Genomic DNA, 12,555 nt, shown 5'->3' on the forward strand with positions numbered 1-12,555 from the left:
TCAACAAGCTGAGCCACTGCAACGTGGACCTCTTAAGGGTCTACGTCACCCCGCGCGTTCAAGTGCGGTTCATGGAATCTGCATAACTTAAGAGGGATCGCAGCATCATTCATTGACTGATTTCAATGCTCGAGAAAGTGTGAAATATTGAGATATTTTCAACTGACTTTACGCCAGATCGTTTAGAGCTCTCAGTACAGAAAGCAGCATTCTCATGGAATTTTTTGACTATATGTGGGAGGTAATGGGCTGGTTCTTCTGGGCTTTCGTCTTCGTAGCCACCATCTTCACTCTCATCATGGTATTTACCGATCTTTTCCGCGATAAAGACCTGAATGGATGGGCCAAAGCAGTCTGGATCCTGTTTTTAGTCTTTATCCCACTGCTGACGTCCTTGGTCTATCTCATAGCCCGCCATAAGGGGGTCGAGGAACGTGCCGCCAGTGAATTCCAGCGGCAAAAAGAAGCCCAGGACCAGTACATTCGTGATGTCGCCAATGTCAGTGTCGCAGATGAGATTACCAAGGCCAAAGGTTTGCTCGATTCAGGTGCCATTACTCAGCAAGAATTCGACCAGCTGAAAGGTCGGACATTGCAAGGCGCCAGCTAAGAACAACCGCCACCCGGGCGTTTGGTGTCCGCTTCAACCGTTGTGAATCAGATGCTCATCCGCCGGGCGGTGTTGTCATACGTGAATGGAACCTTCTCGCGCGATTGCGGGAGACCATTTGTCGATCTTGCCAGAGCACTCTGCAGATCTCGAAGATACGAACGACTGGTGTTTCTGATGACGCCGAGCCTCCAGAAGCACCAGTCTCATAGTGCACAGTGTTCTACAAAATAACGCTCACGGACGGACGAGGATGCATTGGGTGAGACAGCGTCGAATGCATCAACGCAGATGAAGCCACGGTGCAGACCTAAGCGGGAAGACAAGGGGAGCTATGACATTGCTCAGTATCGGCACGATGATCGACGACTCGGAAATTTCCGTAACCTTAGATGCCCGACGATTTAACCGGCACACGTTTTGGTGTGGTCAGAGCGGCAGTGGGAAAACATACGCGCTTGGCGTGGTGTTAGAGCAGTTGCTGCTGCACACTGCATTACCAATCGTCATTTTGGACCCCAACGCCGATTTCGTCAGGATTCGAGAAACACGGGCAAGTTCTTCAGCTGCTACGGCTAAAAAACTTGCCTCCATGGACCTGAGGGTATTCCGGTCTGGCGATGGTGCAGACGAGCGCTTACACGCCCGTTATTTGGACCTCTCTACGGCGTCGAAAGCGGCTGTTTTACAACTTGATCCCATCGCTGATGCAGAAGAATATAACGTGTTGCTTCGATCCGATCAGCTCGTCACAAGTTTTGATACGTCTCAGATGCTGGCAACGTTGCGTTCTTCGGGAGACCCATGGCGATTGAAACTGGCCAACCGTATAGAAAACTTGCAAATCCTTGAGTGGGATCTCTGGTCTCGTGGTGGATCATCCGTTGTTGATGTTATCGACGAGCGCCCACGAGCAAGCGTGCTCGACTTGGGAGGATTCGCCAACCCTGCAGAGCCAAAGGTTGCAGCCCTAGCGGTTTTAGAACACCTCTGGTCCGAAAGGGAGTCACGACGCCCCATCCTGATCGTCCTTGATGAGGCACACAACTTGTGCCCACCGGACCCGCAAACCGATGTGGAACACGCTCTGACCAAACAACTGGTGCAGATCGCAGCGGAAGGGCGAAAATTTGGGTTGTGGTTATTGTTATCTACCCAGCGCCCCACTAAAATTCACCCAAATATCCTATCCCAGTGCGACAACCTGGCTTTGATGCGGATGAACGCCCCACGAGACCTAGCTGAAATCGCAGAAGTATTCGGCTTCGCATCTGAAGACGCAATCCGCAGGTCTGCACAGTTCCAACAGGGCCAAGCATTTTTTGCCGGGAGTTTCATTAGCGAACCGACGTTTGTACAGCTTGGCCAACGGATTACAGAAGAAGCCGGTGGTGATGTTAAAGTCCCGCTACTCGGTGAGCTGTAGTTTATATTCCAGGCTAATTTGAACCTCCTCACACCGCGCCCCGACTGCGTCGTGAATGTGGATAAACATCGCTGCGCAGGCAGTTATCCACAAAATAAACTGAGCCGTGGTTGCACGCTGTTGACTATGCTTCGCCACCTAATCGGGACTATGACCAAAGCGCTTGGCTATCTCACGTTGAGACCACCCTATCTCGGTGCATAAACGGCCTCTTGAAAGGGATCTTCATAAGTCTTGTCCAGCTCAGAAAACGACGAACTTTCCCATGCCAGGGCCGGTTGCAAAAGTCGATTAAGTGTGGTATTTAAATATTTCACAAAGTGGTAATAGCCTGGTTCGGCAGTCGAAGAAAAGGAGAGTATGTATGCTGATGCGAACCGATCCCTTCCGTGAAATTGATCGCCTCACCCAGCAACTACTGGGCACCACCGGCACAAGGTCGCGTCCGACCATGATGCTCATGGATGCCTGGCGTGAGGGGGACACCTTCCATGTGGAATTCGACTTACCCGGTGTGGACCCGTCAAGCATTGATCTGGATGTGGAGCGCAATGTCGTCACCGTCACTGCCCACCGTGCACCACTGCCGGACGACGTCGAACGCTTGTCAGCCGAACGTCCACGCGGCGAGTTCAGTCGCCAACTGGTACTGGGTGAAAACGTCGACACTGACAACATCAAGGCAACGTACGTCGATGGTGTGCTCGCGTTGGAAATCCCGGTTGCAGAATCTGCGAAACCCCGCAAGATCGAAATCGAGCGTGGCGGCGACACAAGGTCGATCACGTCCTAGGGCATCTGACCCAGGACTCCTCAAAGAACTCCCCTATCGTCCGAAAGGAGGCATCTGAAAATGCTAAACAATACCACCCTCTTCAATTCCCTGACCCCTCCCCTTGGCATCCCACCACTTCAGGTGCCAGAAGACGAGCAGGAGTTTGATTGGGTGCAGGTTTCTGAAACACCCTGCTAATCCATCAACCTCGTAACGGATGCGCCGCGGTCCTGAATCAGGACCGCGGCATATCCGTGATACCAACCAATACGAGGTCCATACCTTTGAGATATTTGGGATATGAGACTGGTGGTGGAGGTGGTAGTGATGCCAAGAAAACCTGAAGTCTTCGTCCGGGAGTTGTCCATGTCTGAGGGGCAGCGGCTGACCCGTACGTCAAAAGATCCCATCAAATTGCGTCGGGCCACGATTGTGATTGCCTCGGCCCAAGGCCACGAAGCGCCCGATATTGCCCGCATGTTTGCGACCACTGAAGGTTCTGTGCGCAAGGTGATCCATGAGTTTCATGACCAATGGTTTGGTGGTTTGGACCCAAAATGCCAGCAGCGGGCCTCCGGCGAGCATCACGCAAACCATGCGTGAATATATTTGCCGGATCGCCCGCTGTCAACCCGCGGCTCTGGGGCTGCCCTTTACGGTGTGGAGCCTGACAAAACTGGCCGAATATCTCATCACGCATCGTGTGGTGGAGCGGATCAGCAAAGAAACGCTGCGCCAGATCCTGAAACATCACGGGATCACCTGGCAACCTACCGAAATGTGAAAAAGCCTCCTAATATCCCGAGTTCCGTCAGAAAATGCAGGCCATCTTGACGCTCTACGACGATCCGCCGGCCGACGGGCATGTCGTGTGTGTCGATGAGTTCGGCCCACTGAACCTACAGTCGCATCCTGGGCGAGGCTGGTTCCCACAACAGGGTCCTGCCCGACTGCGAGCAACCTATAGTCGCCACGGCGGAGTCTGGCACATGTTCGGAGCACTAGATTTAGCCACCGACAAGATGTTCTATCGATTCCGAGACCGCAAACGGTTCCAAGAGTTCCTGGCCTTTCTTCGGCAGCTCCGGCACCGCTACAATGGCAAACTTTATGTGGTCTGAGACAACTTCTCACCCCATAAAAAGACCGGAGTCACCAACTGGTGTGTCACCAACAACGTCGAATTGATGTTTACCCCGACCAATGCGTCGTGGCTGAACTGGAGCGAATCTGAATTCGCGGCCCTACGATACTTTGCCCTCAACGGCAATGATCACCCTGATCACGCCACCCAAGAGTGCACCATCAGCCGCTACATCCGCTGGCAAAACCAACGTTCCTCACCCAAACGCCACTTCGCCATCGGATCAAAATCCGAAAACCCATTACCTACCCAATGTCGCTTGAGGAGGCACTAGGTCGCACGGTTCCGGGTCGCTCCCAGGGTTCAATCGTGCCTGCAACGCCTACAAATAGCGGGTGGACCGGAATGAGCTGTTCGGCGGCCTCAAGTGTTTCAGCATGCTCGGCCAAAAAACCCGGTGAACGCTGAAAAAGTTTGGCACGCAGATGCGACAGTTCAAACCCCAGTTGCCCAAAGGTCACGGGAATGACTGCAATGTCGGTTTCTTTTGGGGAGGAGACAATTCGCGTAGCGTCAAATCGATATCCTCGGGCCATGGCTTCGATATGCAAACCCGCCAGGTAGGCGCCGATCGCCAACTCGGGTTGCGGGTGGGATTTGAACCGCTCAAGTTGTGGGTGTGCGGTATATCCGCGCGTCCGTCCTAACAACACAGCCTGAGCCAACAGTGCTTCACGCCAGCATGCGACTAAAGCCTGTCGATCCAATAACGATGGATGCAGCGACCACAACCGCATTCTTACGGCACCAATCCTGCAGCCGCTGGACTGAATCCACGACGTACATTCTCACAGCAGCCTGGTCGGCACACGTCATACCACGGGCCAAGGTCCGTCATCGCAGGTCGATCCACCGGTGCCACTGCGGCGATGCGCTCTTGAATCAGGTCTACTAAACCGGCGACAAACTCGGGGTGGACTCCCGGAGTTTGGGTCCGTACGGCACGTAGGCCAGCTTCTTCAGCAGCTTCGATTGCTTCTTCGTCGAGATCCCAGAGTACTTCCATATGGTCGCTCAAAAAGCCTAGCGGCACAATCACCACGGCTTTGATTCCCTCGTCGGGTAGCTCAGCAATGCGATCGCACACATCGGGTTCCAACCATGGCTGAGAGGCCGGGCCTGAACGAGACTGATAGACCAGTTCCCACTGGGTTTCAGCCCAGGCCGGGCTGGCTTCGCGGAGCTGATCCATAGTGACTCCACCCACGGCCCGGTGTTGAGCTGCGTATGCTCCGCCCTCACCCAGGCTGAGTTTTTCCGGACCGGAGCGGGCTGCGTCGGTCGTCGGGATGGAATGCGTTGCAAATAGTACGCGGACTTCTTCGGGGGCTAGTCTTTGATCTGCAAAGTCCTGAAGTGCTGCTTCCACACCTTCCCGAAACGGCGTGACAAACCCTGGGTGATCGAAGAATTGTCGAACCTTATCGATGGTCACTTTACCGGCCAAACCGGTAGCTATCAGGGCGCGGGCGAAATCCTCGCGGTACTGGCGGCAGCTCGAATACGACGAATAGGCGCTGGTGGCGATGGCCAGCAACCGAGTGTGCCCATTGTCTGCGGCCTGTTGGACGGTGTCTTCGAGGTAGGGGGTCCAGTTGCGGTTACCCCAGTAGACTGGCAGGTCGATGTCGCGGTCGCGCAGTTGAGCTTCAATCGCAGCCCTGAGCTGTTTGTTGTGCTCATTAATCGGGCTGATCCCGCCGAAATGGCGGTAGTGGGTGGCGACTTCTTCTAATCGCTCATCCGGAATCCCACGACCTGCGGTCACGTTGCGAAGAAAGGGGATAACATCATCCTGCCCTTCCGGTCCGCCAAAACCAGCTAATAGGATCGCGTCATAGTCCTGCGGTGTGGTGACATACGGCGCGTTGGTGTCGGAGGCTGGTGAAGCAAACGGTACGGGACCGTCGTCGGAATGAAGAATCTCGGTGGGTTCAGTTTGGTTGCTTTCAGACATGGCTCCCCTTGCAATCATGGTTTGTCGCAGATGTATGGCTGGGGTGCACTGTAGTATGGGAAACATAGTACTGACACCCCGTTCGGTCGAAACGACTGAATAATTTAGTTAGAACGGCTAATAGTTTCCTTGGCTAACAATACTCCTAAAACCACTGGTACGTCGAATCGTCGAAGCTCGCGTGAGCTGTCCATGCTGGACCCGCGGATCATGGACCCGGGCCAACAGCTTATTTGTCTGGATGATTACGCGGCCGAAGAGGTGGACCAGATTGTTGAGGTCATGGAAGCGATGCGCAGGTGGCGAGCGGTGGAGCGTAAACTCAATGATGCCTCGCGCAAGTACATGCAACTGGGGGAGAATGACATGCGCGCGGTGCGCTACCTGATCGCTATGCAGCGCCATGGGACGCTTGCAACCCCCAGTGACATCGCCCGACACCTGAGAATCACGACCCCTTCGGTCTCGAAGATGCTTGACCGACTAGTAGCTGGCGACCACATTGAACGCCTGCCGCATCCCCAGGATCGTCGCAGTACGGCACTGAGGGTCACCAAGGAAACTCAGGCTATTGCGCGGCAGTCGGTTGGACATAACCACGCACTACGGTTTCACGCGATCGGGAGTTTGACCCCGGAAGAGCGCGCCGCCGTCATCAAATTCTTTGACGCCTTCACAGCCACCGGCACGCAGGGGTCCCAGTAGCGCCCCTGTCGTCTCGAATGCCGGTTGCATGCCGCACAAGATTCGTTAGCCTGGGGGTAGGTGTGCGAATCACGCCATATCTTGCGAATTCGGAGGCTGAGATGACTACTGAAGCAAATCCCGCCGGCTACACCTACGACCAAGATCTGCCACCTTCTCCTGTAAGCCGTCAACGGCTCGATGAGCTGCTGACCGACGTCATGTGGGCCGAAGAAGACGTGCCCGCGCTGCGGCGGGCAGGCGCAATTCTGGCCCCACGCGTAGCTGAGCTCCTGGATATCTGGTACGACTTTATTGGCTCCACGCCGCACCTGGTTGCGGTTTTTCACGGCCCCGACGGTGAACCGGACGCCGACTACCTGGCGCGGGTTCGTGGCCGTTTTGAACAATGGGTCCTTGATGTGTGCGAGCGCCGCTTCGATGACCGCTGGCTGGCCTATCAGGAAGAAATCGCGCTCCGTCATCACACGACCAAAAAGAACCAGACCGACGGCGTCGAATCCCCGGCCACCCACGTGCCGATGGCCGATATGTTGGCGCTGGTGGTCCCCGTGACCTTATCCATCCGACCCTTCCTGCAAGAGGGCGCAACGAAGGATGACGATGTGGAGGCCATGAATCAAGCCTGGTTCAAGGCCGTCACCGTGACCCTGGTGCTGTGGTCACGGCCCTACGCCGGCGAACTGTGGTGATACCACATACCTCCCGGTGATGCGTTACGTGTCGTTCACATTGCAGTGAGTGCCTTAGTCTTGTCGACAACACCGTTTTGACAAGGAAACTCACATACAGTGCTCATCGGTATCCTGCTGCTTAGTTTTGTCGCCACCGCGCTCCAACGTATCACCGGGCTGGGCTTTGCCATGCTCACCGCACCATTTGCGGTCGTCGCCCTCGGAACGCACGAGGGCATCATGCTGATCACCGCCCTGGCCGTGATCGCCTCGCTGTTCATGCTGCCGGGGATGTGGCGTGACATCAACTGGTCCCGGGTCGCCTGGATTGGCATTCCTGCAACGCTTTCCATCGTCCCGGCCGCCTGGCTCGGAGCCCATATCGACGGCGCCATTATCTACCTGCTCGTCGGGGTGTTAGTCATCATCGGACTGAGCGCGGCACTGTTTATCCAAGGTAGCAGCGAACCGGTGACCCATCGTGGTGCCCAGTTGCTCACGGGAATCGGTGCTGGTGCGGGTAGTGTGCTAGCCGGTATCGGGGGACCGGCGATGACAATTTTCGGGGTGCTGTCCCGCTGGCCGGTGGCCTCTTTTGCAGCCAGCCTGCAACCGATGTGGGTCATGATCGCCTCGGCCACGCTGGCGGGGCGCTCGTGGTTCATGGGCTCAACACTTCCAGAGTTGACCTGGTGGATGTGGCTATTCGCCATCGTCGGAATTGCGGTCGGCATGTGGGCTGGTCAACGCGCCCTGGGCAAGGTCAAAGATCGGGTGGTTTTCGGGATTGTCATCGTGTTGGCCATGATCGGTGCGGTCCTGTCCGTTGTGACCGGTATCAGCCAGCTGGTGTAAGCGCCTGCGCAAAATGGTGGCCGGTCGGGGTATCGGCCTCCAGAAGTTGCAACGGGGTGCCTTCAAAGATGACCCGGCCACCCGCGGCTCCGGCACCCGGCCCGATATCAATGACCCAATCGGCCGCCGCCACAATATCCAAATCGTGTTCAATCACGATCACTGTCGTGCCAGCATCGACCATCGCATTCAACAGGGTGACCAACCGCCCGACGTCGGCGATGTGCAACCCGGTGGTGGGTTCATCGAGCACATAAATCTCGGCGGGTTTGGCCAGACTTGCCACGAGTTTGAGTCGTTGGCGCTCGCCGCCGGATAACGTAGTCAGGGGTTGGCCAAGCCGAACATATCCCAGCCCAACATCAATGCAGCGTTGGGCAACTTTCGCTGCGGCGGAGATTTTCACTTGCGTGAAGTACTCGACGGCGGCTTCGGCGGGCAATTCGAGCACATCGGCAATGTTTCTGCCGCCCAGCTCGTAGTGCAAGACCTCGGCGTTGAACCGTCGTCCCTGGCACGCCCCGCACACCGTGGACTGGCCCTGCATAAACCCAAAGTCCAAATAGATCGCGCCGGCACCCTGACATTCTGGGCAGGCGCCGTCGGAATTCGCCGAAAATAACCCGGGTTTGACCCCGTGGGCTTTGGCAAACGCTTTACGAATAGCATCCAGCGCGCCGGTATAGGTCGCTGGATTGGAGCGGCGCGAACCACGGATGGGGGTTTGATCAATGACCACAACGTCCTGGCGGTCGGCAAGCCCGGCTGCCAGGAGCGTGGATTTCCCAGATCCGGCCACTCCGGTCACCGTGGTGAGAACCCCGGTGGGAATATCGACCGCGACATCCAGAAGGTTGTGGCGGGTGACGTTCTGAATAGACAGCGTGCCGGTAGGGTTGCGGAAGTCGGACTTCAGCCCGGTGCGGTGTTCCAGGCTTTCACCGGTGATCGTGCCGGAGGCGCGCAGTCCGTCCAGATCGCCCTGATAGACGACGTCGCCGCCGTGTTCTCCGGCGCCGGGACCCATATCGATGATGTGATCGGCGATCGCGATGACCCCCGGATGGTGCTCAACGACTAGGACCGTGTTGCCGGCGTCGCGCAGCTGGAGCAACAAGTTGTTCATCCGCTCGACGTCGGCGGCGTGCAGGCCGGCGGTGGGTTCGTCAAAGACGTAGGTGACATCGGTCAGGGGGGAGCCGAGTTGGCGGATCATCTTCACACGTTGGGCCTCCCCACCAGAGAGTGTCCCGGAGGCCCGATCAAGACTTAGATACCCCAGGCCGATATCGACGAAGCCTTGCAGCAGCTGGCGCAGTACGGCCAGCAGCGGTTCGGCCGCAGGCAGGTTGAGGCTGGTGACCCACTGGAGTAGGTCGGCGGAGGACCAGGTGGCCAATTCGCCGATGTTCACGTCGTCGATGGTCACCGATCGGGCGATGTCGTTGAGTCTGGTGCCGTCACAGTCGTGGCATGTGGTGAACCCGATGGCCCGGTCCACGAAGGCCCGCACGTGGGGTTGCATGGCTTCGCGATCCTTGGACAGCATGGATTTCCGAATCCGCGGTATGAGTCCCTCGTAGGTGAGGTTCGAGCCTTCAAATTTAACCTTCATGGCCTCGGTGTTCAACAACAAGTCGAGTTCTTGTGGGGTGTACTCAGCGATGGGTTTCTGCATCGGGAGACCGGCGGCCCGAAAGAGGCGGCCGTACCAGCCCTCCATGGAATACCCAGGAACTTTCAGTGCGCCATCGGCCAAGGATTGCTCGGCGTCGTAGAGTTCCGTCAATATAAAATCGGTCACGTCACCGCGGCCTTCACACGTCGGACACATGCCACCGGTCATGCTGAAATCTCGGTGCACCGAGGTGGGTTCCTCTCCCTTGACCACGGTCATCCGACCCGAGGCCTGGATTGACGGCACATTGAATGCGAAGGCTTGCGGCCCACCGATCTGCGGGGTGCCGAGTCGTGAGTACAAGATGCGCAGTAGCGCCAGCGCGTCGGTGACCGTGCCAACGGTTGAACGCGGATTGGCGGGCAGCGACTCTTGGTCAATCGCGATCGCGGTGGTCAGGCCGGCCAACTGGTCGACATTCGGTCGGGTGGTTTGCGGCATGAAGCCCTGAATAAACGTCGAATACGTTTCATTGACCAACCGTTGTGATTCCGCCGCGATCGTGCCAAAGATTAGAGAGGATTTCCCTGAACCAGAAATCCCGGTGCATACCGTCAGTCGACGTTTCGGGATGCTGACGGTCACGTCGTTGAGGTTGTTCTGGTGAGCACCGACCACCTGGATCATATCGGAACGATCCGCCGGATGCGTGGTAGAGGTTTGCATTGCTCCAGCATATGCTCCACCGCTGCCTGGCACTAGCTCGGCCCACTGTATATCCACTGGCACTGAGACACTGTGTCCCGTAGTCACATGGACTAAAGTTTATCTGACTGACCTTGCCGCCGGATGGTATTCGAGCGTGCCGTCCGGCTGGGACCGTGCCGACAGGAAGGACTGGGTATGCCATCCGATTCGCCGCACCGCGAGTCATCTACCGATGACACCACCACTGATCGTCTCGAGGAGCGCCCCGAATCACTGCGGACCCGGATCATCCGCCGACTCAAGGAACCTGAAACCACCGCCGACCTGCTGCTGGCCAGCAAAGCCGTCATCGCCGGGACCAGTGCGTGGGCCCTATCGGTTGGGGTGCTCGGCACCGATGTTGCGTTCATGGCACCGTGGACAGCGTTACTCACAGTCCACGCAACAGTGCACCGTTCGCTCTCACGCGGAGTCCAAGCCGCCGTCTCTTCGGCGGTCGGAATGGGGCTGGCGTTCGTCATCCTGTATTTTCTGGGCGTCAATATTTGGACGTTCGCCTTGGTATTGTTCATCGGCCTGATGGGTGCCAGGCTGTCGTGGATTCGTGATGAGGGCATCGCTATCGCCACGACCGCGATCTTCATTTTCACCTCGGATGATCCGATGTTTGCTGATCGCTTTATCGAGCTCATATTGGGCGTGTCGGTCGGGATCGTCGTCAATATGATGGTGTTACCACCGTTGCGAGACCGGCAAGCTGCACGCTATGTGGATAGCATCAACCGGCGCATGGGTGCAGTGCTGGTTGATATGGCTGATGAATTTTCCGAAAGCTGGGACGTAGAGCAGGCCGATGCATGGTTAGAAGAGACCCAGTCGATGAGCGAAGAGCTCAATTCGGCATGGCAAACCGTGCGGTTAGCACGCGAATCACGCCGCGAGAACCCCCGTCGCCTGTTGCGGCGTAAATTCCGCGATGAGGATGACGACTTCGACTACGAAGCGGTGCTCAACCGTATCGATGAGGGCATCTCCCATTTACGCAATTTGACCCGCACAATGCGCGAAGCCACCTGGGCAATCAGCTCCTGGGACGATCGCTTCCGAAAGGGCTGGGTGCGCATCGCACACGATCTGGGGGAGGCCATCGCAGACCCAGACGGAGATGTTCAGGCTCAAAACGAGCGTTTGGACGAACTCGTTACGGGGATGTCGCACGCTGGTAATTTACCCAATATGCAATGGCCCATGTATGGGGCAATGCTGTCGAGCCTGCGCCACATTATTCAGATCTTCTCGGATGTCACCTCAAGTCGTGCATCCCGACAAACCCCGGAAGACAACTCAGCCTGATCTCAACAGATCAGGCTGGGTGTCACAGCCGTTGTCCTCGTGCATGTAGCGTGACAAGCTGCGACCCACTACATGCATACCCACCTAGATGAAAGGTCGGCAGTCTGACGAGCCTTGCACTCAACGATGCCGAATATGCACGCAGTTAATCCCACGTGGCAACTGGTGTTCCCAGTATCGCCTCATCGACCTCGATTCCCAGTCCTGGTGTGGTCCCGGGAAGGACGCCGCCGTCGACGAAAGTCGCGTCCACCGTTGCCGTTTTGATCGTGACCATGTCCTCACAATTGAGCACGCACCGTAGCAGTTGGTCAGGCACGGTAGCCCCCAGCTGGAGTATTCCGGAAAAAGCAATCGACGATCCGACGGTGTCTTGGACGCTGACCGTCATGCCGGCGGCCCGGGCGATGTCTCGTTGACGCCGCCCGGGTGTGAGCCCTCCGGCCTTGGAGATTTTCAAGCCGATGCCATCTGCTGTGCCCATGGCTCCGGCTGTGAAAACATCGGCCTCGGATTGAGCGAGTTCGTCCAAAATGATCGGATACGGGCTGATTGCCCGTACTGCCTGTGTTTGGAGCCAGGTGCTGCAGGGCGCTTCTAAAACAAAGTCCAGACCGTTTGGGAGCGAGGCGAAGAGACGTTTTGCTGTCTCTGGGATCAAGCCACCGTTGGCATCTACCAGGTAGAATTCGCCGTGTGGCCGATCGCAGCCTTTGCTGTGAGTCTACAA

The 12,555-nt window shown here is 56.9% G+C and carries 14 protein-coding genes; 10 read left to right on the forward strand and 4 right to left on the reverse strand.

Features of this window, described 5'->3' with window-relative positions:
- Positions 1-214 precede the first annotated feature (214 nt).
- From A6F49_RS08485 to A6F49_RS18295, 6 genes are all read left to right on the forward strand, one after another.
- Positions 215-610 (forward strand): SHOCT domain-containing protein, encoded by a 396-nt coding sequence (locus A6F49_RS08485; RefSeq protein WP_043058081.1) that lies wholly within the window; start codon positions 215-217, stop codon positions 608-610.
- A 334-nt stretch (positions 611-944) separates the two neighbouring features.
- On the forward strand, positions 945-2,036 hold the full coding sequence (locus A6F49_RS08490) for an ATP-binding protein (RefSeq protein WP_043058082.1): 1,092 nt from the start codon (positions 945-947) through the stop codon (positions 2,034-2,036).
- 364 nt (positions 2,037-2,400) lie between these two features.
- Complete coding sequence (locus tag A6F49_RS08495; RefSeq protein WP_043058083.1) at positions 2,401-2,829, forward strand: Hsp20/alpha crystallin family protein; 429 nt, start codon at positions 2,401-2,403, stop codon at positions 2,827-2,829.
- 309 nt (positions 2,830-3,138) lie between these two features.
- Positions 3,139-3,414 (forward strand): helix-turn-helix domain-containing protein, encoded by a 276-nt coding sequence (locus tag A6F49_RS18285; RefSeq protein ID WP_201120275.1) that lies wholly within the window; start codon positions 3,139-3,141, stop codon positions 3,412-3,414.
- Positions 3,407-3,595: a hypothetical protein gene (locus tag A6F49_RS18290; RefSeq protein ID WP_201120276.1), complete on the forward strand. Its 189-nt coding sequence runs from the start codon at positions 3,407-3,409 to the stop codon at positions 3,593-3,595. Before A6F49_RS18285 ends, A6F49_RS18290 begins: the two co-directional genes overlap by 8 nt.
- 34 nt (positions 3,596-3,629) lie before the next feature.
- Positions 3,630-3,932 (forward strand): transposase, encoded by a 303-nt coding sequence (locus tag A6F49_RS18295; protein ID WP_201120277.1) that lies wholly within the window; start codon positions 3,630-3,632, stop codon positions 3,930-3,932.
- Positions 3,933-4,200: 268 nt separating this feature from the next.
- Here A6F49_RS18295 and A6F49_RS08505 read toward each other — a convergent pair whose 3' ends face one another.
- Positions 4,201-4,692: a pyrimidine dimer DNA glycosylase/endonuclease V gene (locus A6F49_RS08505; protein WP_043058084.1), complete on the reverse strand. Its 492-nt coding sequence runs from the start codon at positions 4,690-4,692 to the stop codon at positions 4,201-4,203.
- 2 nt (positions 4,693-4,694) lie between these two features.
- A complete protein-coding gene (locus A6F49_RS08510) occupies positions 4,695-5,912 on the reverse strand; it encodes a ferrochelatase (protein ID WP_043058085.1) in 1,218 nt (405 codons plus the stop codon).
- Positions 5,913-6,041: 129 nt separating this feature from the next.
- Between A6F49_RS08510 and A6F49_RS08515 the strand changes: the two genes are divergently transcribed.
- The 3 genes from A6F49_RS08515 (at position 6,042) to A6F49_RS08525 (ending at position 8,146) form a co-directional block, all read left to right on the forward strand.
- Positions 6,042-6,617: a MarR family winged helix-turn-helix transcriptional regulator gene (locus A6F49_RS08515; RefSeq protein WP_235604922.1), complete on the forward strand. Its 576-nt coding sequence runs from the start codon at positions 6,042-6,044 to the stop codon at positions 6,615-6,617.
- A 101-nt stretch (positions 6,618-6,718) separates the two neighbouring features.
- Positions 6,719-7,309, forward strand: a complete 591-nt coding sequence (locus A6F49_RS08520; protein ID WP_043058087.1) for a protoglobin domain-containing protein — start codon at positions 6,719-6,721, stop codon at positions 7,307-7,309.
- A gap of 99 nt (positions 7,310-7,408) precedes the next feature.
- Positions 7,409-8,146 carry a sulfite exporter TauE/SafE family protein gene (locus tag A6F49_RS08525; RefSeq protein ID WP_043058088.1) on the forward strand — a complete coding sequence of 246 codons (738 nt, stop codon included), beginning with the start codon at positions 7,409-7,411 and terminating at the stop codon, positions 8,144-8,146.
- On the opposite strand, the gene A6F49_RS08530 is transcribed toward A6F49_RS08525, so the two are convergent.
- On the reverse strand, positions 8,130-10,490 hold the full coding sequence (locus tag A6F49_RS08530) for an ATP-binding cassette domain-containing protein (RefSeq protein WP_043058089.1): 2,361 nt from the start codon (positions 10,488-10,490) through the stop codon (positions 8,130-8,132). The genes A6F49_RS08525 and A6F49_RS08530 overlap by 17 nt on opposite strands.
- 177 nt (positions 10,491-10,667) lie before the next feature.
- Between A6F49_RS08530 and A6F49_RS08535 the strand changes: the two genes are divergently transcribed.
- A complete protein-coding gene (locus A6F49_RS08535; RefSeq protein WP_082911686.1) occupies positions 10,668-11,825 on the forward strand; it encodes an FUSC family protein in 1,158 nt (385 codons plus the stop codon).
- Between the two features lie 145 nt (positions 11,826-11,970).
- On the opposite strand, the gene A6F49_RS08540 is transcribed toward A6F49_RS08535, so the two are convergent.
- On the reverse strand, positions 11,971-12,507 hold the full coding sequence (locus A6F49_RS08540; protein WP_082911687.1) for an enolase C-terminal domain-like protein: 537 nt from the start codon (positions 12,505-12,507) through the stop codon (positions 11,971-11,973).
- Positions 12,508-12,555: the final 48 nt, after the last annotated feature.

The organism is Enteractinococcus helveticum, assembly GCF_001657475.1.
GTDB classification, from domain to species: Bacteria; Actinomycetota; Actinomycetes; order Actinomycetales; family Micrococcaceae; genus Yaniella; species Yaniella helvetica.